The sequence below is a fragment of the Desulfomicrobium aestuarii genome (genome assembly GCF_055385525.1).
The window spans coordinates 1177329-1197688 of the sequence record NZ_AP042427.1; the positions used below are offsets into that span (position 1 = coordinate 1177329).

General features: G+C 64.2%; 21 protein-coding genes. 12 read left to right on the plus strand and 9 right to left on the minus strand.

What is annotated here, in order from left to right:
- The first annotated feature begins 108 nt into the window (after positions 1 to 108).
- From ACZ5AC_RS05465 to ACZ5AC_RS05490, 6 genes are all read left to right on the plus strand, one after another.
- Positions 109 to 1641, plus strand: a complete 1533-nt coding sequence (locus ACZ5AC_RS05465; RefSeq protein ID WP_464249943.1) for a 2-isopropylmalate synthase — start codon at positions 109 to 111, stop codon at positions 1639 to 1641.
- The gene (gene leuC, locus ACZ5AC_RS05470; RefSeq protein ID WP_464249944.1) at positions 1626 to 2885 is read left to right on the plus strand and encodes a 3-isopropylmalate dehydratase large subunit; all 1260 of its coding nucleotides are present in this window, start codon (positions 1626 to 1628) and stop codon (positions 2883 to 2885) included. The genes ACZ5AC_RS05465 and leuC overlap by 16 nt, the downstream gene beginning before the upstream one ends.
- A gap of 9 nt (positions 2886 to 2894) precedes the next feature.
- Positions 2895 to 3389 (plus strand): 3-isopropylmalate dehydratase small subunit, encoded by a 495-nt coding sequence (locus ACZ5AC_RS05475; RefSeq protein ID WP_028578365.1) that lies wholly within the window; start codon positions 2895 to 2897, stop codon positions 3387 to 3389.
- Between the two features lie 114 nt (positions 3390 to 3503).
- The gene (gene leuB, locus ACZ5AC_RS05480; protein WP_464249945.1) at positions 3504 to 4577 is read left to right on the plus strand and encodes a 3-isopropylmalate dehydrogenase; all 1074 of its coding nucleotides are present in this window, start codon (positions 3504 to 3506) and stop codon (positions 4575 to 4577) included.
- 97 nt (positions 4578 to 4674) lie between these two features.
- Entirely contained in the window at positions 4675 to 5388 is a 714-nt protein-coding gene (locus tag ACZ5AC_RS05485; protein WP_464249946.1) for a hypothetical protein, read from the plus strand.
- Positions 5389 to 5404: 16 nt separating this feature from the next.
- Positions 5405 to 7402 carry an elongation factor G gene (locus tag ACZ5AC_RS05490; protein WP_464249947.1) on the plus strand — a complete coding sequence of 666 codons (1998 nt, stop codon included), beginning with the start codon at positions 5405 to 5407 and terminating at the stop codon, positions 7400 to 7402.
- Positions 7403 to 7503: 101 nt separating this feature from the next.
- Here the strand turns inward: ACZ5AC_RS05490 and ACZ5AC_RS05495 are convergent, their stop codons facing one another.
- The 6 genes from ACZ5AC_RS05495 to ACZ5AC_RS05520 form a co-directional block, all read right to left on the minus strand.
- Positions 7504 to 8028 carry a rhodanese-like domain-containing protein gene (locus ACZ5AC_RS05495; protein ID WP_464249948.1) on the minus strand — a complete coding sequence of 175 codons (525 nt, stop codon included), beginning with the start codon at positions 8026 to 8028 and terminating at the stop codon, positions 7504 to 7506.
- Positions 8025 to 8528: a MauE/DoxX family redox-associated membrane protein gene (locus ACZ5AC_RS05500; protein ID WP_464249949.1), complete on the minus strand. Its 504-nt coding sequence runs from the start codon at positions 8526 to 8528 to the stop codon at positions 8025 to 8027. The genes ACZ5AC_RS05495 and ACZ5AC_RS05500 overlap by 4 nt, the downstream gene beginning before the upstream one ends.
- A 67-nt stretch (positions 8529 to 8595) precedes the next feature.
- On the minus strand, positions 8596 to 9324 hold the full coding sequence (locus ACZ5AC_RS05505) for an RluA family pseudouridine synthase (RefSeq protein WP_464249950.1): 729 nt from the start codon (positions 9322 to 9324) through the stop codon (positions 8596 to 8598).
- A 2-nt stretch (positions 9325 to 9326) separates the two neighbouring features.
- Positions 9327 to 10103, minus strand: a complete 777-nt coding sequence (locus ACZ5AC_RS05510) for a substrate-binding periplasmic protein (protein ID WP_464249951.1) — start codon at positions 10101 to 10103, stop codon at positions 9327 to 9329.
- Positions 10100 to 10801, minus strand: coding sequence for a hypothetical protein (locus ACZ5AC_RS05515; protein WP_464249952.1), 702 nt, complete (start codon positions 10799 to 10801; stop codon positions 10100 to 10102). The genes ACZ5AC_RS05510 and ACZ5AC_RS05515 overlap by 4 nt, the downstream gene beginning before the upstream one ends.
- A gap of 37 nt (positions 10802 to 10838) precedes the next feature.
- Positions 10839 to 11483 (minus strand): arylesterase, encoded by a 645-nt coding sequence (locus ACZ5AC_RS05520; protein ID WP_464249953.1) that lies wholly within the window; start codon positions 11481 to 11483, stop codon positions 10839 to 10841.
- Here ACZ5AC_RS05520 and ACZ5AC_RS05525 point away from each other — a divergent pair.
- Positions 11482 to 12156: an ABC transporter ATP-binding protein gene (locus ACZ5AC_RS05525; protein ID WP_464249954.1), complete on the plus strand. Its 675-nt coding sequence runs from the start codon at positions 11482 to 11484 to the stop codon at positions 12154 to 12156. The two genes, ACZ5AC_RS05520 and ACZ5AC_RS05525, sit on opposite strands and share 2 nt — an antisense overlap.
- The gene (locus ACZ5AC_RS05530; protein WP_464249955.1) at positions 12153 to 14669 is read left to right on the plus strand and encodes an ABC transporter permease; all 2517 of its coding nucleotides are present in this window, start codon (positions 12153 to 12155) and stop codon (positions 14667 to 14669) included. The genes ACZ5AC_RS05525 and ACZ5AC_RS05530 overlap by 4 nt, the downstream gene beginning before the upstream one ends.
- Positions 14670 to 14781: 112 nt before the next feature.
- Here ACZ5AC_RS05530 and hepT read toward each other — a convergent pair whose 3' ends face one another.
- The 3 genes from hepT to ACZ5AC_RS05545 all read right to left on the minus strand — a co-directional run bounded on the left by hepT (position 14782) and on the right by ACZ5AC_RS05545 (position 16840).
- Positions 14782 to 15204 (minus strand): type VII toxin-antitoxin system HepT family RNase toxin, encoded by a 423-nt coding sequence (gene hepT / locus ACZ5AC_RS05535; protein ID WP_464249956.1) that lies wholly within the window; start codon positions 15202 to 15204, stop codon positions 14782 to 14784.
- Complete coding sequence (mntA, locus tag ACZ5AC_RS05540) at positions 15197 to 15628, minus strand: type VII toxin-antitoxin system MntA family adenylyltransferase antitoxin (RefSeq protein ID WP_464249957.1); 432 nt, start codon at positions 15626 to 15628, stop codon at positions 15197 to 15199. The genes hepT and mntA overlap by 8 nt, the downstream gene beginning before the upstream one ends.
- 168 nt (positions 15629 to 15796) lie before the next feature.
- Positions 15797 to 16840, minus strand: a complete 1044-nt coding sequence (locus ACZ5AC_RS05545; protein ID WP_464249958.1) for a DUF2235 domain-containing protein — start codon at positions 16838 to 16840, stop codon at positions 15797 to 15799.
- A gap of 520 nt (positions 16841 to 17360) precedes the next feature.
- Between ACZ5AC_RS05545 and ACZ5AC_RS05550 the strand changes: the two genes are divergently transcribed.
- The 4 genes from ACZ5AC_RS05550 to ACZ5AC_RS05565 all read left to right on the plus strand — a co-directional run bounded on the left by ACZ5AC_RS05550 (position 17361) and on the right by ACZ5AC_RS05565 (position 20343).
- Positions 17361 to 17579, plus strand: coding sequence for a hypothetical protein (locus ACZ5AC_RS05550; protein ID WP_464249959.1), 219 nt, complete (start codon positions 17361 to 17363; stop codon positions 17577 to 17579).
- A gap of 70 nt (positions 17580 to 17649) precedes the next feature.
- Positions 17650 to 18021, plus strand: a complete 372-nt coding sequence (locus ACZ5AC_RS05555) for a Fic family protein (protein ID WP_464249960.1) — start codon at positions 17650 to 17652, stop codon at positions 18019 to 18021.
- Positions 18022 to 18265: 244 nt separating this feature from the next.
- Positions 18266 to 18499, plus strand: a complete 234-nt coding sequence (locus tag ACZ5AC_RS05560; RefSeq protein ID WP_464249961.1) for a hypothetical protein — start codon at positions 18266 to 18268, stop codon at positions 18497 to 18499.
- 272 nt (positions 18500 to 18771) lie between these two features.
- On the plus strand, positions 18772 to 20343 hold the full coding sequence (locus ACZ5AC_RS05565) for a GmrSD restriction endonuclease domain-containing protein (protein ID WP_464249962.1): 1572 nt from the start codon (positions 18772 to 18774) through the stop codon (positions 20341 to 20343).
- Positions 20344 to 20360 lie beyond the last annotated feature (17 nt).

Consider the following 20360-nt stretch of genomic DNA (forward strand, 5'->3'; position numbering starts at 1 on the left):
AACCCCCTCAGCATCGTTTGCAGGAAACGGCAATTCAGGGCGCAACAGCCGCCCCAAAACAGTATTTATCATCAATCGATTATCGAGTATTAAAAAAGGAGAACAGCCATGTCCGACAGAATTTTCATCTTCGACACGACCTTGCGCGACGGCGAGCAGTCTCCGGGCGCGACCATGAACGCCAGCGAAAAGGTGCGTCTGGCGCGCCAGCTGGAGAATCTGGGCGTCGACATCATCGAGGCCGGCTTTCCGGCGGCCAGCCAGGGCGACTTCGAGGCCGTGCAGCAGATCGCCGCGGCCGTGCAGAACTGCCAGGTGGCCGGTCTGTGCCGGGCCCTGCCCGCGGACATCGACCGGGCCTGGGAGGCCGTCCGGGGCAACCCGCAGGCGCGCATCCACACCTTCCTGGCCACCTCTGACATCCACATGAAGTACAAGCTGCGCAAGGAGCGGCACCAGGTGCTGGAGATGGCCGAGGCCGCGGTCAAGTACGCCGTGTCCAAGACCTCCAACGTCGAGTTCTCGGCCGAGGACGCCTCGCGCTCGGACTGGCCCTTCCTGGCGCAGGTCTTCGAGCGCGTCATCGCGGCCGGGGCCACGACCATCAACGTGCCCGACACCGTGGGCTACACCCAGCCCCAGGAGTTCGCGGAGCTCATCAAGTACCTGCTCGAAAACGTGAAGAACAGCCACAAGGCCGTATTCTCCGTGCACTGCCACAACGACCTCGGCCTGGCCACGGCCAATACTCTGGCGGCCCTGAAGGCCGGGGCTCGGCAGGCCGAGGTGACCCTGAGCGGCATCGGCGAGCGCGCCGGGAACGCGGCCCTGGAAGAGGTGGTCATGTCCATGGACGTGCGCAAGGACTTCTACCAGCTGACCACGAACATCAAGAAGGAGCAGATTTTCCCGTCGACACGGCTCTTGTCTTTGATCATCGGTCAGCCTATACCACCTTACAAATCGATTATCGGTTCCAATGCCTTCGCCCACGAGTCCGGCATCCATCAGGACGGCGTGCTCAAAAACCGCCAGACCTACGAGATCATGACTCCCGAGTCCGTGGGCCGCAAGGAAGAGGACATGGTGCTCGGCAAGCATTCGGGCCGGGCCGCCTTCGACAAGCGCCTGAAGGACCTGGGCTACCGCCTGGACGAGGAGCAGCTGGGCATCGTCTTCACCGCCATGAAGAAGCTGGCGGACCGCAAGAAGGAGATTTTCGTCGAGGATCTCGAAGCCGTGGTGCTGGACGAGATCTTCCGCATCCCGGACAAGTACCGGCTGGAGTACCTGAGCGCCATCAGCGGCAACATGGCCATTCCCAACGCGGTGGTCAAAATGTACGTGGACGGTGAGGAGCGCATCCTGTCGGACTTCGGCACGGGCCCCATCGACGCCGTGTTCAACACCATCGGCAAGGTCGTGGGCCGCAGCCCCAAGCTGGTCCGCTACGCCGTCAACGCCATAACCGGCGGCACCGACGCACAGGGCGAGGTGACCGTCAAGATCGAAGAGAACGGAAGAACCTCGGTGGGCCGCGCATCCGACGCGGACATCATCGTGGCCAGCGCCAAGGCGTATCTGAACGCCCTGAACCGTTTGGCCAAAAGACAGGAGGATACGATATGCGACAGACTTTAGCCCAGAAGATACTGCAGCGCCACACGGACCAGCCCATCACGGCCGACGGACAGATCGTCCAGTGCCGGGTGTCCCTGGTCCTGGCCAACGATATTACGGCGCCCCTGGCCATCAAGTCCATCCGCGGCATGGGCGTGAAGAAGGTCTTCGACAAGGACAAGGTGGCCCTTGTCTGCGACCACTTCACCCCGAACAAGGACATCGACTCGGCCGAGCAGGTCAAGGTGGTGCGCGATTTCGCCCGCGAGATGGACATCACGCATTACTACGAGGGCGGCAACGTCGGCGTGGAGCACGCCATCCTGCCCGAGTACGGACTGGTGGGCCCCGGTGACATCATTGTCGGCGCCGACAGCCACACCTGCACCTACGGCGGCCTGGGCGCCTTCGCCACGGGCCTGGGCAGCACGGACGTGGCCGCGGCCATGGCCCTGGGAGAGACGTGGTTCAAGGTGCCCGAGACCATCCGCGTCAACTTCACGGGCAAGCTGCCCGAGCACGTGGGCGGCAAGGACCTCATCCTCTTCACCATCGGCCAGACCGGCGTGGCCGGGGCCCTGTACAAGGCCCTGGAGTTTGGCGGCGAGGTCATCGACGATTTGTCCGTCGAGGCGCGCATGACCATGGCCAACATGGCCATCGAGGCCGGCGGCAAGGCCGGGCTCTTCGCGGCCGACGAGAAGACCCTCGAATACTGCCGGGCCCACGGCCGCATGGGCGACGAGCCCATCGCCGCCGACCCCGGCGCGGCCTACTGGAAGGAGATGACCTTCGACGTTTCGTCCTTTTCGCCCCAGATCGCCTGTCCGCACCTGCCGGACAACGTCAAGCCCGTGGAGGAAGTCTCGGACGTGCGCGTGGATCAGGTGGTGCTCGGCTCCTGCACCAACGGCCGCATCAGCGACCTGCGCGAGGCCGCGGCCATCATCAAGGGCCGCAAGGTGGCCAAGGGCGTGCGCTTCATCGTCATCCCGGCTTCGCCCGGCGCCTATTCCATGGCCCTGGACGAGGGCCTTCTGCGCATCTTCCTCGACGCCGGGGCCATCATCAGCCCGCCGACCTGCGGGCCGTGCCTGGGCGGCCACATGGGCATCCTGGCCGGCGGCGAGCGCTGCCTGGCCACGACGAACCGCAACTTCAAGGGCCGCATGGGCAGCCTGAAGTCCGAGGTCTACCTGGCAGGTCCGGCGGTGGCCGCGGCCACGGCCGTGACCGGCTTCATCACGCACCCGGGCAAACTGTAGGAGGACGCCATGACATTCAAGGGAAAGACCCACGTGGTGGGTGACCATATCGACACGGACGCCATCATCCCGGCCAGGTTCCTGGTCACGGCCGACACGGCCGAGCTTGGCAAGAACTGCTTCGAGGGCCTGGAGGAGGGCTGGGTCAAACGCGTCACCCCCGGCGACATCCTGGTGGCCGGGGAGAACTTCGGCTGCGGCTCGTCGCGCGAGCACGCGCCCCTGGCCATCATCGGCGCGGGCATGCCCGTGGTGCTGGCCAAGAGCTACGCGCGCATCTTCTATCGCAACGCCTTCAACATGGGCCTGCTGCTCCTGGAGCTGGGCGACGACATCGCCCGCATCAAGGACGGCGACGAGCTGGAGATCGACGTGGCGGCCGGTAAGATCGCCAACCTGACCAGCGGCGAGACCATCGGCTTCAACCCGGTCCCGAAATTTATGATGGACATGCTGTCCGGGGGCGGCCTGGTGGAGTACGTCAAACGCAAAGTGGCGCAATAGCCTCATTCGGCAAGCCCCATCGCGAGGGCCGGGCTTCCCCCTACCCCCTGAATGGGGTGCAGGGGGCGTGCCCCCTGCCCGCCGGAGGCATGCTTAAATATATAGGAGCTCACAATGAACATGAAGATATGCCTCATGCCCGGCGACGGCATCGGTCCGGAGATCGTGACCCAGGCCGTTCGGGTGCTTGAGAAGGTGGCGGTGAAGTTCGGCCATACGGTCGAAACAACGGAGGCCCTCATCGGCGGCGCGGCCATCGACGCCGTGGGCAACCCTCTGCCTGATACGACGGTGGCGGCCTGCAAGGCGGCGGACGCGGTGCTTCTGGGGGCGGTGGGCGGACCCAAGTGGGACACCATCGACCCGGCCATCCGGCCCGAGAAGGGGCTCTTGGGCATCCGCAAGGCGCTCGGGCTGTTCGCCAACCTGCGTCCGGCGGCGCTGTTCCCGGAGCTGGCGGGGGCGTCGTACCTGCGTCCGGACATCGTGCGGCAGGGGCTGGACATCATGGTCGTGCGTGAGCTGACGGGCGGCGCCTATTTCGGCGAGCCCCGGGGCGAGACCGTGGTGAACGGCGAGCGCGCGGCCTTCAACACGATGATCTACTCCGAGTCCGAGGTGGAGCGCATCGTGCGCGTGGCCTGCGAGATCGCGCGCAAGCGCGGCAAGCGCCTGTGCTCGGTGGACAAGGCCAACGTGCTCGACGTGTCGCGACTGTGGCGCGAGGTGGCCATCCGCACGGCGGCCGAGTACCCGGACGTGGAGCTGTCGCACATGTACGTGGACAACGCGGCCATGCAGCTCATCCGCGACCCGTCGCAGTTCGACGTCATCGTGACCGAGAACCTGTTCGGCGACATCCTGTCGGACGAGGCCTCGATCATCACGGGCTCCATCGGCATGCTGCCTTCGGCGTCCATGGGGTCGGGCGGCCCGGCCCTGTTCGAGCCCATCCACGGCTCGGCGCCGGACATCGCCGGGAAGGACGTGGCCAACCCGCTGGCGACCATCCTGTCCGTGGCCATGATGCTCAGGTTCTCCTTCGGCCTGGAGGCCGAGGCAGCGGCCATCGACGCGGCGGTCAAGGGCGTGCTGGCCGGGGGCTACCGCACCGGCGACATCTATGTCGGCGAAGGGACGAAGGTCGGCTGCACGGAGATGGGAAGGCTGGTGGCGGACGCCGTCTGAAGTTCGCGGGGCGCGGCCTGTTGTGCAACGCCCTGAAATGTGGAAATGTCGGGCAGGTCATGCGTGACCTGCCCATTTTTTTTGCAAGGAGCCCCATGTGATCGAGGAACTGCTGGCGGACAACGGCTATGCGCCGGACATCGACGACGACGCCCTGGGCGGGGCATACGACCGCTGCCCGGCGGTGCACAAGTCGGTCATCAAGAACGCGGTGGCCTTTGCCTGGGCCCTGGCCCAGGAGGGGAGCGAACCCGTGACGGAAACGCGGCGCTTCGCCCACGTGGACCGCACGGTAGGCCGCGAGCGCCTGGACTGGGCCTTCTTTGCCGTGGACCAGCGCCGCTTCCCGCTGCCGGCCGTGTTTTCGGCCATGGTCCAGGCATTGGCTGCGCGGGTGGACAGCCTCGTGGTCCATGTGAGCGGCCCGGTCACGGACGCGCTCTTGTTCGGCTGCGACCTGCTCTCGGCGAACCAGATCTTCACCCGGGAGCCCGGCCCGCTGCTGAGGCTTCTGGCCGGTGCGGGGGAGGGCGTGTGCATCGACCTGGCCGGCATCGCCATGGAGCATCACCGTGTCGTGCGGCCCGACCCGCAGGCCTACGGCACGGTCCTGGAACTGGCGGACAGCGAGTATGTCCAGGCCTACCGGGCCGTGACGGCCGAGGCCGCGGTCCAGGGGCGGCCGTACATCGCGTACGGCGGCGAGGCCGGATCGGCGCCAGTGGTAATGGCCGAGCGCTTCCTGGGCTGCTGGCTGTGGGACGTCATCACGCCAGACACGTTCCGGCGCACCACCACGACATTCTTCTAACCCCCTTCGCGCACCCATGAAGAAACACGACATCTCGCGCAACATCGGCATCATCGCCCACATCGACGCCGGCAAGACGACCCTGACCGAGCGGCTGCTTTTCTATTCGCACAAGATCCACAAGCTCGGCGAGGTCCACGACGGCGCCGCCACCATGGACTACCTCGAAGAGGAGCAGAAGCGCGGCATCACCATCACCTCGGCCTGCACGACCATCCAGTGGCACGGCACGCGCATCAACATCATCGACACGCCGGGCCACGTGGACTTCAACGTCGAGGTGGAGCGGGCCCTGCGCGTCTGCGACGGGGCGGTGGTGGTCTTCTGCGGCGTGAACGGCATCGAGTCCCAGAGCGAGACGGTCTGGCGGCAGGCGCGCAAGTACGGGCTGCCGCGGCTCGTTTTCATCAACAAGACGGACCGGCCCGGCGCGGACTACTGGCGCGTGGTCGGCGACATCGGCGACAGGCTTGCCGTGCGGCCCGTGCCCGTGACGGTGCCGTCCCTGGCAGTGGAGGGCGGGGTGCTGCACCTGCTGCGCGGTGCGGTGCTGACCTTCGACCCGGCTGATCAGGGTTCGACGGTGCACGAGCATGAGCCGCAGGGGGCGGACGCGGAGCAGCTGGAGACCCGGCGGCGAGAGTTCGTCGAGATCCTGGCCGACCTCGACGATGCCGTGATGGAAAAGTACCTCGGCGAGGAGAACCTGACAGACGACGAGCTCCGCGCGGCCCTGCGCCGGGCGACGCTCTCGGGCCAGGCCGTTCCGGTCTACTGCGGCAGCGCGCTGAAGAACATCGGCGTGCAGCCGCTGATGAACGGCGTGACGCATTTCCTGCCCTCTCCCGAGGAGTCGCAGTCCCATGCGCGGGTGCTTTCCCGCATGGAGGAGGCCGGGGTCAAGGGCGACCAGTTCGTGGGCTTCGTCTTCAAGGTCCTGTTCGAGGGCGCGCACAAGAAGATTTTCCTGCGCGTCTACAACGGCCGCGTGGCCGAGAACAGCGCGGTCTGGAACTCGCGTCTGGAGCGCTTCGAGAAGATCCACAAGCTGTACACGGTGCACGCCAACCGCCATGAACCCATCCCCGAGGCGCGCGACGGCGAGATCGTGCTGGCCACGGGCCTCAAGGAATGCGTGACGGGCGACACGCTGTTCACGGGCAAGTCGGACCTGCGGCTGGAGAACATCGACGTCCTGCAGCCGGTGCTGAACGTGGCCCTGGTGCCGGGCAGCGCCAGCGACACGGAAAAACTTCAGGCGCTGCTTGAGAGATATTGCATCGAGGACCCGACCCTGCGTTCCTTCACGGACGAGGACACGGACCAACTCATCGTGGCCGGCCTGGGCGAGCTGCACCTGGAGGTGGTGCTGGAGCGGCTGCGCAAGGAGAGCGGGGTGGCCTTCCGCTACGGCAACCCGCAGGTCATCTTCCGCGAGACCGTCGAGGCCGCGGCCGAGGCCGAAGGCACGTGCCGCAAGCTCATCGCCGACAACCTGCATCGCGCCCTGGTGCGCGTGTCGGTGCAGCCGCGGGAACGCGGCGCGGGCAATGCGGTGGTCTCGGACGTCCCGGCGGGCAACCTGGCGAACATCGCCCTCAAGGCCATGGAGGACGCCCTGCAGGCCGGGGCGGCCCACGGCTGCGTGGTGGCCGACGCCGAGGCCCGGCTCCTGGCCGTGTCGCCCTTCGAGGACGGCCTGACGGAGCTGGGCGTGCGCATGGCCGCCCTGGAGGCCATGAAGACGGCCCTCTCCCAGGCCTCGCCGGTCCTGCTTGAGCCCATCATGAGCGTGGAGCTGCGCATGCCCCCGGAGTACGTCGGCGACTGCGTCAACCTCCTGGGCGCCAAGAACGCGCGCATCCTGGACGTGCGCACGGGCGATTTCGACTCGGGCATCACGGCCATGGCGCCCATGCGCCAGCTCTTCGGCTTCTCGACGGAGCTGCGTTCGCGCACCAAGGGCAAGGCCTTCTATTCGCTGCTTTTCAGCAGGTATGACGTGGTGGGATGACCTTCGGCACCCGCCGGAAATAAAGAGCCCCCGATCCGCGAGGACCGGGGGCTCTTTATTCTCACGTCGACCGGAGTCCGGTCGAACGGGCGTGTACATGGCTACTTCACTTCTTCCGCGGGAAATCCCGCTCCCTTCCAGGCGAAGATGCCGCCGGGGAAGCGGTAGACGTTCTTGTAGCCGAGCTTTTTCGCCCACACGGCGCCGTTGTGGCTGCGCGTGCACTTCACGAAGCCGCAGTAGACGACGATGGGCTTGTCCTTGTCGGGGCCTAGCAGGGCCTCGAAGTCGGCCTGGGTCTTGCCTGAGGTCTCCTTGGCGTCCCACTCCTTCATGTCCGGGATGGGGAAGAGGAACTGCTTGGCTCCGGGCACGTGTTCCTTCTTGTAGCTGTCCTCGTAGGGCATGGTGTCCACGATGATCATGTCCTTGCCTTCGTCGATCATCTTCTTGAGTTCCGCGGCCGTGAGCAGCCCGTAGCCGCCGGCGGCCGAGTCGCGCGCCAACTTCACGGCTTCGGTTTCCTTGGTGGCTTCAGCCTCGAACTTGGAGTCGAAGAGGGCGAAGGACGGATTGGCGAGGAGCACGGCGAGCAGGACAACCACGGGGACGAGAACTTTTTTCATGCGCTTTCTTCCTTCCAGATAAGAGTTTTGAGGGACTGATATTTCGTGGCGAAGGAAGCCGGGCGCATGCCCAGAAACCACCGCCATGCATACAGCGCGGCCGCGCAGGCCAGCATGAGGAGATCGCGGCGCAGGGCGCTGCGGATTCCGGAGAAGGCTTCGGCCTCCGGGTCGCCGGGGCCGTAGCAGCCGCAGTCGATGTCCAGGCCCATGTGCTGGCCCCAGGCGAGCACGGCGATGAACACGAGAAGCATGAGGGTGATGAGGCCCAGGCTCCCGCGGATGTCGAAGAGCAGCGCCGCGGCGCCGAGAATCTCGAGCACAGGCAGGACGAAGGCCGTGGGCAGGACCAGGGGGCCTGGCAGGATGCCGAAGGCGTCGACGGTGGCGGCGAAGGTCATGGGATTCTGGATCTTGATGATGCCGGCCGCCAGAAAGGCCAGGGCCAGGGCCGTGCGGACGGCGGCGTAGACGGAGGAGTTCCATGACAGGGAGATCATGGAACAACTCTCTGGCCTTTGGGCGTCCCGAGGTCAAATCGTTCTTTTGGATAGAAACGGGCCGGAATTATTGCCTGTCGTGATGCGTTTCCGGGCGAGGGTCGGGCGGGGACAGGGGAACGGGTGCGATGCCCGGCGCGAAGGCGCAGGGCGCGTGAAACACGGTCCACTGGCCGCTGAAGGGGTGGAAGAGGCCCAGCTGGCTGGCGTGGAGCAGGAGCCCGGAGGGGTCGGCGTCCGCGTCCGGGCCGTAGAGGTTGTCGCCGACGATGGGGTGGCCGAGGCTGGCCATGTGCACCCGCAGCTGGTGCGAGCGCCCGGTGTGCGGCAAAAGCAGGACCAGGGTGGTGCGCCCGTCGCGTTCGAGCACGCGGTATTCCGTCAGGGCCGGCTTGCCGGTCGCACGGCAGACCATCTGCCGCGGGCGGTTTGGCCAGTCGCAGACCAGCGGCAGGTCCACCACGCCCTCGTCCTGGTCTACGGAGCCCTCGACCCGCGCCAGGTAGACCTTGCGCGTCAGACGCTCCTGGAACTGCCGCCGCAGTTCGGACTCGGCCTTGCGCCGCGTGGCCACGACGAGGACGCCGGAGGTGCCCAGGTCCAGGCGGTGCACGGCCTGGGCACCTGGGTGCGTTTCGCGCACCCGGGTCAGGGCCGAGTCGAGGAGCTCCGGGGTGCGGCCGGGCACGGACAGCAGGCCGCCGGGCTTGTTGAGGACCACCATGTCGCGGTCCTCGTGGATGATGACCAGCCGCGGCTGTGTCGGCGGGTCGTAGCGCAGGGGGGCGAGGGTCATGGTCAGGGCTTGGGGTTGAGCAGGGCGCCCTGGTCGGTCAGGTCGGCGATGGCTGCGTCGATGCGCTCACGGGCGCTTTCAGGCACGGCCTCGCTGAAGATCAGATAGCGCAGGTCGCCGGCCGGGATGTCCTCCATGGCCAGGACAGTGAAACGATTGGCGTCGACCTCGGCCAGCCGCAGCAGGGTCGGGACTTCCTCGGGGGCCACGATCATGTAGCTGGCGCGTCCCTGCAGGATCAGCTTCGGCAGGACTTTCTGGGAGGAAGAGACGGTCAGGCTGCGGACCAGGATCTCCTTCTGCAAGCGGTCGATGGTCTCGCCGTAGGAGAACGAGGCCACCTGGGCCATGACCAGGGAGGGGGCGGCGAAGACTTCCCGCAGGGTCTTGTGGCGGCTGAACAGGTGCGCCTTGTCGGTTGTGGTCAGCAGAACCGGGGGCTGGTCGCGGTAGATGGGCAGGCTGAACCTGGCGAAGGTTTCGCGTTCGGGCGTCTTGAACCAGCCGATGGAGCACGTGGGTTCCCGGTCGCTGCGGATCTCTTCCATGATCCGGTTCGGGGGGTGCTGGCTGAAGGACGCCGGAATCCCGGCCCGGTCGAGGATTTGCCTGGTCAGGCCGAGCAGGAAGCCGCGGGGATGGCCGTTCTCGGTCCAGTAGTAGGGCGGGCGTTCGAGATAGACCACGTGCAGTTCGGTGGAATTGTCGGCCGCGACCGTGGTCGGGAGGAGGCTGCCCAACAGGGCGAAGAGGGCGAGGAGCGCCGTCCGCCGGGTCATTGCAGGCCCTCCGGCGGTTCGTGCACCCCGAACTGGTCCAGCTGCCAGCCCACGTCCTTGCCGATCATGCTCCGCTTGCGCACCGTGATCCACCACAACCCCTTCCACTGCCAGCCCGGGATGGACCGGACGTAACGCGCCTGCCGTTCCAGGGCGGCGCAGATGAGTTCCATGGTCTCCTCGGGCCTGTTCTGGGGTTCGAGGCCCGTGCGGCGTTCCAGCGTCGCGCGCCCCGTGTGGTGGGCCTCCAGGAGCTGCGGCAGCGTCAAACCCGGGAAGGCCTGCACGAAGGCGCCGGGCACCGTGGGCAGGGTGTGGGCGTCGGGGGCGTTGGTCGTGGTCACGCCGGTCTTGTCGTCGTAGATGGTCACCAGTTCGAGGAAATGCTTGCCCAGGCCGTGGTAGAAGACCAGATAGGTCTTTTCGGCGGCGTTTTTCCAGGTCTTGCAGAACAGGGACTGGTCCCTGTCGGCGATGCGGAAGTCGAACATGACGTCCTCGGCGAAGCCATTGTCCGCGGCCCAGTCCGATGCCTCGCGCAGGGGCTGGCGCATGTCCTGATCGGCCGGGACATGGGAGCGGGGAACCATGCGTTCCTTGGGGGAGGCCAGGGCGTCGACGGTGACTTTCATGATTTTTGTGGAAAGATACCACATTCCGGCCAGGATCGCCAGCAGCAGGAAGGGAAACGCCGTCATATCCGCGGCCCTCCGTCATGGGGTGAGGACGGCGTTTTCATGACGCCTTCTCCAGCGCGTCCAGCTCTTCGAGGACCAGCGGCAGGATGCCTTCGACGATGCGCGCCACGCCGGCGGCGTTGGGGTGCAGGCCGTCGTCCAGGACCAGGGACGGGTCGCGGACCACGCCTTCCAGGAAGAACGGGTAGAGGGTCAGGTCGTGTTCGTCGGCCAGTTCGGGGAAAACGTCGTCGAACCGGTTGCGATATTCGAGTCCCCAATTGACCGGAGCGCGCATCCCGGCCAGAATGACCCTGGCCCCGGCCTCCAGGCACTGCCGGATCATGGCGTCGAGGTTGTCGCGCATGCGTACGGGGTCCAGGCCGCGCAATCCGTCGTTGGCCCCGAGTTCAAGCACCACGAGGTGGGGTTTGTCCTCCAGAGACCAGGCCAGCCGCGCCAGGCCGCCGGCCGTGGTGTCGCCGGACACGCCCGCGTTGGTCACGCGCACGTCGCGGCCCATGTCGCGCAGGCGCCGTTCCAGCTGGGCGGCAAAGGATTGGTCGGCGGGCAGGCCGTAGCCCGCCGTGAGGCTGTCGCCGAAGGCGAGAATGTGCATTGTCGTATCTCCGTGAACGAACCCGGCCGGGCAGGCGAGCAGCAGCGCGGCCATGAGGATATGTCGAATGAGTTTGGATGGCATGAATGTTCCCTCGGTTGTGCTTGAGGATGTCCACCTGACGCTAACCGCCGGCTCGGGGCCGGTCAACATCCTGAACGGGGTCAGCCTGACAGTGGGGCAGGGCGAGACCCTGGCCGTGGTCGGGCCGTCGGGTTCGGGCAAGACGACCATGCTCATGCTCATGGCCGGCCTGGAGCGGCCGTCCTCGGGCGCGGTGCGCATGGCCGGGAAGGACCTCACGGCCATGGGCGAGGACGAGCTGGCGCGCTTCCGGCGCGAGAACCTGGGCATCGTCTTTCAGGCCTTCCATCTCATCCCGACCATGACGGCCCTGGAGAACGCGGCCCTGCCCCTGGAGTTCGCCCACCACCCCGAGGCCAGGCGGCTGGCCCTGGAGGCCCTGGAGCAGGTGGGCCTTGGGCACCGCGCCGGGCACTACCCCTCCCAGCTCTCGGGCGGCGAGCAGCAGCGCGTGGCCCTGGCCCGGGCCTTCGCGCCGCGGCCGCGCATCATCCTGGCCGACGAGCCCACGGGCAACCTGGACGAGGGCACGGGCGCGCGGGTCATGGAGCTTCTTTTCAGGATGCAGGCCGAGGAAAAGGCCACCCTGGTGCTGGTGACCCACGACCGGAACCTGGCCGGGCGCTGCGGCCGCACGGCGTCGATGCACTCGGGCCGCATGGAGGAGCGATGAGCGGCCGCGACTGGCTCGTGGCCCTGAACCTCTGCCGCCGCGAACTGCGCGGGGGGCTGCGGGGCTTCGGGGTGTTCCTGGGCTGTCTGTTCCTGGGCGTGCTGGCCATCAGCGCCGTGGGTTCCCTGGGCCGGGCCCTGGAGGCAGGTCTGGCGGGCGACGCCAAGGCCATCCTCGGTGGGGACGTGAGCGTCAGCCTGACCTCCCGCGACCTGAGCCCGGCCGAGGCCGGCTACCTGCGCGGCTTCGGGGACCTGGCCCGCACCCTGTCCACGCGGACCATGGCCCGCGCGGGCGACAAATCCGTGCTGGTGGAGCTCAAGGGCGTCGACGCCCTCTATCCCCTGTACGGGCGCGTGGACATCGAGGGCGGTGCCGAGCTGCAGGACCTCCTGGCCGAGGACGGCGGGCTGCCCGGAGCCGTGGCCGACCGGGACCTCCTGGCGCGGCTGGGGCTGGCCGTGGGCGACGAGGTGTCCGTGGGCGAGGCCCGCTTCCAGGTCCGCGGCGTGATCCTGCGCGAGCCGGACCGGGTCATGGAGTTCTTTTCCCTGGGCCCGCGCCTCATGGTAGGCACCGATGGCTTCGCGGCTACGGGCCTGGCCGGGGCCGGCAGCCTCTTCCGCACCGAGTACCTGCTGCGGCTCCCGGGCCGCGACGCCGTGCAGTCGGCCGAGGCCATCCGCGCCGCGTACCCCGAGTCCGGCTGGCGGGTGCGCGACTTCAACCGCGCCGCGCCGCGCATCAGCACGGTGCTGGAGCGCCTGCGCGTGGACCTGACCCTGGTCGGCCTGGGCGCGCTGCTGGTCGGCGGCCTGGGCATCGCCGGAGGCGTGCGCGGCTATCTGGGTGGGCGCCTGTCGCACATGGCGGCCATGAAGTGCATGGGCGGGCCGGTCCGCGTGCTCTTCGCCTCGTACCTCATGCAGGTCCTTTTCCTGGGGGTCGTGGGAGCCCTGGCCGGCATGGCCGGCGGGAGCCTCGTTCCGTGGCTCGGCGCCCGGTTCTTCGCCGACATCCTGCCCATCCAAGCGCGCGGCGGCCTGTACGCGGCCCCGCTGATCCAGGCCGCGCTCTTCGGCCTGGTCACGACCCTGGCCTTTTCCATGCCGCCGCTCTTTCGCGCCGTCATGGTCAGCCCCTCGGGCATCTTCCGCGGCTATCTCTCGGCCGACATGGAACGCATGCCGAAGGCGGCGATCCTGCCCACGGCCGCGGCCTTCGCGGTGCTTGCGGCCATGGTCTTCCAGTTCGCCGGCGACACCAGGCTCGCGGGCTGGTTCGTGGGCGGCACGGTCGCCGCGTGGCTCCTGTTCAAGGGCCTGGCCCGGGCCATCCGCTGGCTGGCGGGCAAGGCCCCGCGCCTGCCGTGGGCGAGCTGGCGCATCGGCGTGGCCAACATCCACCGGCCCGGGTCGCCTGGCGTGAGCCTGGTCTTCGCCCTGGGCTTCGGCCTCACGGCCCTGGTGGCCGTGGTCATGGTCAACGTCAGCCTGACGCGGGCGCTGACGGCCGAACTGGCCGAGGAAGCCCCGGCCTTCTTCTTCATGGACATCCGCCCCGAGCAGATCGGGGATTTCCGCGCCATGGTCGAGGGCACGCCCGGCGTGACCAGGCTCGACCTGCGGCCCATGATCCGCGGCCGCATCGTGCGCATCGCAGGCACCCCCGTGGAGAACGCCACTGTGTCCGAGGAGGTGGCCTGGGCCGTGCGCGGGGACCGCGGGCTGTCCTGGAGCGAGGAGTTCCCGGCAGGCAGCACGCTCCTGCGCGGGAAGTGGTGGGACAAGGGTTACGACGGCCCGCCGCTCATCTCCCTGACCTCGGACCTGGCCGAGGGCTTCGGCGTGGACCTGGGCGACACCCTGACGGTCAACGTCCTGGGCCGCAACATCACGGGCACCATAGCGAGCATCCGCGAGGTCAACTGGCGGACCCTGGCCATGCAGTTCGCCATCGTCTTCTCGCCCGGCACCCTGGACCGGGCCCCGCAGACGTGGCTCGGCGCGGCCTACGGCCATGGCGGCGAGGACGGGCTGTTCGCCCGCGTCACGTCGGCCTACCCCGAGGTGGCCGTGGTCACCATCCGCGAGGTCCTGGACAACGCGGCCATGCTCATGCGCCGCACGGCGAGCATCTTCCAGGTCATGGCCGCAGTGGCGCTGCTGGTGGGCTTCCTGGTCCTGGCCGGGGCCTTCTCGGCCGACCAGCACCGCCGCATCTACGACAGCGTCATCTACAAGGTCTGCGGCGCCACCCGCCGCGACATCCTGGCCATCCTCGTGGCCGAGTTCTCCCTGGCCGGCTTCTTCACGGGCCTGGGCAGCCTGATCCTGGGCACGGTCACGGCCTGGGGCGTGGTCCAGGGGTTGCTGAAGATGCAGTTCACCCCGGACCTGCCCACGGGCCTTTTGACCGTGCTGGCCGGCGTGGCCATCTCCCTGGCCATGGGCCTCCTGGGCACCTGGCGGGTGCTGGGAAAGAAGGCCGCGCCGTTTTTGCGCAACGAGTGATGGTTTTTCGGCCGGGGTTGCTGGGAGGCTGGCACAGGGAATTAAGCCTTTCAGTGAAACCGAAAAGCTGCGAGCCGGCCGGATGATTGGGCATCCTGCTCGGAAGACGGGTTTATGAAGAAGGCAGTTCGCGTTTCAGAATGGTTTCGCTGAATCGCAGAAAATCGTCGAGATGCTTCGTGATGACCTTGATGGTCATGGGCAGGTGCAAGGTCTGGTAGTCGTGGACGGCGATGTTGCGGAAGCCGACCATGCGCATCAGCGAATCGGCCAGGTCCGCGTCGATCCGGCCTGCCGAGGCCAGAAGTCTGAACACGTCACGGGCGCTTTGCGGTAGCCCGAGTCCGTCACGGCGGATGAGGTGGTGGCCGATGTCCAGAGCGGCTTCGCAGGCACGCTGAATGTTCAGGATGGCCGCGTCCTGGCGGGTGAAGTCTCGGTCGAAGGTGTCGGGATCTCGGTCGTATTCCTCCCTGGCCCTTGCAACGCAACGCTCGATGGTCGTCGCCTTGTTCAGGAGCACGTCATCAACCATAGATTCTCCCCCGAGTAATGATGTCTTGCAGTAGCCCCGCCCTTGCTTCGTCCAGGGCCGTCTTTTCGCTCAACACGTAGCATTCGAAGAGGTCGGCCTCGGGCTGTTTCGCCATGAGCCTTCGGCCTGTCATGAGGATCTGGTGCTGCATGACCGTGGAAGCCGCACGCATGTCGAGCAGGTCCACCTCGCATCCAACGATGGAAACCAGCGCTTCCGACAGATTCCAGAGTTTGGTCGGATCGGCGTAGCCGGGCAGGAGGATGGCCAGATCGAGGTCGCTGCGCTCGTCCGCGTGGCCGGTGACGCGACTTCCAAAAGCATGGATGGCCAGGCATTCCGGGAACTCATCCAAGACTGCCCCAACGATGGGGTCCGCGTCGAGGAGCAGGGAGCGGGAAGCGGTTTCCAACTGGTTGGTCATGATGCGCTGCCATTTCGTGTTACGTTTCGCATTTCGTGAGTTTGCGTCAAAACGCGGAAAAAGGAAACAGGCAGAGGCGGCTAATCGGCGCACCTAGAAACACGTGCTCAAAATATACCAGAAGAAGCGCACGTCATCCCCGACACTGCTTTCCTGTTGTTCGGAACGTCAGCATGGCCCCTCCCGGCCCAGCCCGGCTAGGTTCGGGCAGGACGCCCGGTAGGCCGGGTCGGCGTCGAAACGTTGCCAGGCTTCGGGGGCCACGGCGGTGTTGTCGTGGGCGGGTTCGATGGGGCGGACGTATTCGGGCACGAGCCTGTAGAGGCCCGTGCGGGAATCGACCAGCCTGCCGTTCCAGGCCGGGCGGATGTCGAGGCCCAGGCGGTTCAGGGGAGAGAGGTCGAACTCCAGCCCGCATTCGCCGGCCCGCGCCATCATCCACTCCAGGGCGATGTCCGAGAGGCCCGTGTCGCGGTAGCCGCCGCCGATGTTGGAGTGCACGCCCGCAAACCAGACCTGCTCCAGACGCTGGCAGCAGACCCCGTCCTGCTTCCTCCACACGCAGGGCTCGAAGGCCCGGCGGCGCCCGTCGATGGCCAGGGCCTGGAAAGCGTTGTCCACGCGGCTGCTCAGGTCCACGTCGTGAAACTCGATGTTCAGGAGCTTGTTGACGATGTCGAAATTGCGTGAGGGGATGCCCAGGGCCCCCACCGTGTCCCACACTCCGATGCAGTGCACGCGGACCTCGCGCGACCAGGTCCGGCGGAAGAGCTCGGACTCGATGGCCTGCGGGTGGGACTCCTTGTCGCGGCGGCGGTAGAGCCGGTAGGCGTCGTCCAGGCGCGGCAGGTTCTCCAGGCGCAGCAGCCCCGCGTTGCGCAGCAGCCCGGCCAGGCTGCGCACCGTGTAGGCCCCGCGGCTGAACCCGAAGAGGAAGATGTCGTCGTCTTCCGCGTAGTGTTCCATCAGAAAGCGGTAGGCCTGAAGAATGTTTCTGGAAATCCCCACCCCCGAAATCCCGCCCCTGATCCTGTCGTACCAGCGCGTGCCCACCCCGGAGTCGTAGTAGAGCAGCTGCCGCCTGCCGTCCCCGGCCAGGGGCGTCACGCACATGGCGATCTTGGCCGCGTTGGTCGGCGAAATCACCCCCTGGTCCGTCTGGTCCGGAGTGTTCCAGGTGCCGTCGCAGCAGATGACGATGCGTTTGGACATGTTTGCCTCCTGCAGAAGTGTTCGAAACCGGTCTGGCCGGATAGTGGTCCGATACGGAAATGCTGGCGTCATTTGCCCTCGAAAGCCTGCCGTGTCCGGGGGGTGCGAGCCGGCGCGGTCCGGTCCGGAGCTGCCGGAACTCCTTCGCGGGCCTTGTAATGCTTCCCGGCCTTGTGGTTCGGCGGTTATGCGATGCCAATCCCGCGAGACGGCCGGGAAGCAAACGATGCCAAGCTCAGTCAAACAGCCGACAGCCCCGGACCGGACCGCGCCGGCTCGCTTGAGGCTGGTCGTCTTGCCGTGGAAAATGAACTTAAGGTGGAGCACAAAAAACGCATAACCAGTCAGGGTTCAGATTGATAACGCTCAGGAGCCTTATGACATGCATGGGTGTATGTTGTGAAGTGCGTTGTATATGTGCGTAATATACGTATGACGTCTGGATAGTTGTTGTCTGCGTGCTGCATGTGATGTATGGGATTGATGATTTTGTAATCATTGCTCCGTGTCGGGGAAAATGATGCATCAGCGGCAAGACAGGGAAGAAGAAGGCGGTTCCGGGGGTCGCAAAGAGGGCGGTTTCTCCGTCTGGCGGCTGGACGACAACAACAACGCGTTTCTGGTCCGGGACGGATTGACCGAGGAAGAGGCCCTGGCCCTGATGCGGGAGTACGAGGCGCGGGGGCACAGGCAGGCGTATTGGGTTGAGCGGGAGAGCGGGGCGGGTGGTATTTCGTAAAAGCCCGAGATTTGGATATGTTTGTCGGAAATGGCCGCCGGGCTTGCCGAGCCCGAGATTCGGATCGACGGTGTATTTTTTCGTGCTGGCGATTCGGAGGAAAAATACTGAGCCAGGGGCCCAGTCAGAGGCCAAACTCACGCCGCTAGTCACGCCGCTAGTCACGCCACCAGTCGCGTCACCAGTCACGCCACCAGTTGGCGAATTCGTCATTCGATTCCTTGTGTTGCTGGCACATCACGGACCCCTTTCCAACTCCGAAATTTTTGACGCCTTTCAACTGAAGGATTGTCGACGCCGCCATGACACCCACATAGACCAGATCCTTGCAGATGGCCTGGTGGAGCGCACCATCCCCGACAAACCCACCAGCTGCCTGCAGAAATACCGGCTTACAGAGACTGGGCGCCGATTATTGGAGCAGGCTGGCGAAGAAGGATGACAGTCATGTGCGTGCGCGGTCCCGCCGGACAAGTCGAGGCTGTTGAGAGCCCTCATGCGACAGGTCATAAAACCCTCGAATTCGAGGGAATAAAAAGGGAATCCGGAAGGAGCAGCTTTTGCTTGTACGTATGTAATACGTATTTGTAATGACTGTATGACATCAGGAAATATGTTGCCTACGTGCTGCATGTGATGTATGCGCTTCAAAATTTTGTAGCCATTGATCCGTGTCGGAGGCACTGATGCATCAGCGGCAGGGCAGGGAAGACGAAGGCGGTTCCAAGGGCCGCAAAGAGGGCGTTTTTTCCGTCTGGCGGCTGGATGACAACAACAATGAGTTTCTGGTTCGGGACGGGTTAACTGAGGAAGAGGCCCTGGCGTTGGTACGGGAGTTTGAGGGGCGGGGGCATAGGCAGGCGTATCGGGTGGAACGGGAGAGCGGGGTGGCCGATTCTGTGAAACCAACTGATTCCTGACAGTTCACAAAAATGAGCCAAAGGAAGACCCGACCTCTTTTCTGCATATCCCTGACTTCAGTTAGATCAAAAAATCTGACTTAATAGCCAATCTGGTGATAGCTGCTGTAGAAATATTCAATAAATATAAAATTATTAGCGATGTCTATACGAAGACAAAGATTGCCGCTGTAAATTCAATAATAAACAGACTGCCATTTTAGCGAAGTCCGGATAGTAGCGCTGTTCGGCATTCAGGCAACCACAAAAATAAACATGGAGAGAGCGTCATAGTGGCAACGACAAGCAAAATCACTCCTTCTAGTCCCAGGCTCGCTACGTTGTTGACTGACGTCGAACGTGGAAATATCAAAATACCTGTCTTTCAGAGAGAGTTTATCTGGTCTGACGAGCAAATTCTTAGCCTTCTCGACTCAATATATCGGGGTTACCCTGTCGGGTCGCTATTGCTTTGGTCGACAAAGGAAGTCCTGAAACACGAGCGCAACGTCGGGGGGTTTGTTCTTCCGGAAACCCCTGAGGATTACCCAGTCAATTACATACTGGACGGTCAACAGCGGCTCACAACGCTATACGGGGTTTTTCATTCTGGTGATAGGACAACGGATGCCGAACTCGCAGACAGATTTAATATTTGTTATGTGCCAGAAGACGATGAGTTTGTTCACTACAAGGTGGCTGCAGCAAAGAAGAAGATTTTCCTTCGAGACATTCTTGATACTGCGAAACTTCTATCCCAGCTTCCCGCGTTTTCGCAAGAGGAAGCAAAGAATATTGCTTTAGTAACAGAAAGATTCAAGGACTACGAGTTTCCTGTTGTCACAATCAAAGAGCGCACCAACAAAGAAGTATGTAGTGTCTTTCAAAGAATCAACTCCTCTGGGACGCCGCTGAGCAATATCGAATTGCTTGCGGCTTGGACGTGGTCCGATCAATTTGATTTGCGCAGGGAAATTGAGCTTTTGTTGGATACACTTGCGGATAAAGGCTACGAGCAAATAGATCAGTCGCTTCTGATGAGAATGCTGGCTTCAATCACCATCAATTCCATCGATTCAGATGATCTGGTTGACGTAAAGCCAGGCATATTGATTGATGGCATGAGTGTTCTAAAATCTGCCATTTTTTCCGCAGTCGACTTTCTGGAAGGGCAACTGAAAATACGAAATGTCATTTTTCTCCCATTCCCCATAATGCTCATACCGATAACACGGCTGTATTCGTTGATTCCAAAACCAGACTCCGATCAGTTGCAGCAGCTCAGAAAATGGTTTTGGCACTGTGCACTCACGCAGCGCTATAAGGCAGGGACCAACCGGTTGGTAATGGAAGATTTGCAGTTGATTGAGACCATCAAGGACGGTAATAAGCCATTTGATTTTGCATCTTTCGCTGTCTCCGATGATTTATTCAGCAAATCATGGCGGATCAATTCGACAGCAGCCAAGGCCGCGCTGTGTTTGATGGCGCAAGGCCGCCCACGGTCGCTGTTGACTGGCAACGAAGTAGACCTTGGAACTGTCCTGTCCTCTTACAATGCGAGGGAATTTCACCACATTTACCCGAAGGGTTACTTAGCCACTATTGGCGTTGGGTTTCATGAGGCCAACATAATCGCCAACATTTGCTTCCTATCGTCTTCAGATAACAAGTCTATTAGCGATGAAAATCCAGCAAGCTACTTCGGGCAGATTCCGAGTGCAGACAAACGGCAAATCCTTGAGTCGTCATTCATACCGGTCGCAGCAGCTGATGGTGCAATGCCATTCAAAGATTTTGTTAATATGAGAATTATGCTGCTGGCAGAGAAGGCGAATCAACTTGTTCGCAATGGTTCCCTATGAAAAGCCGAACAAAGGCG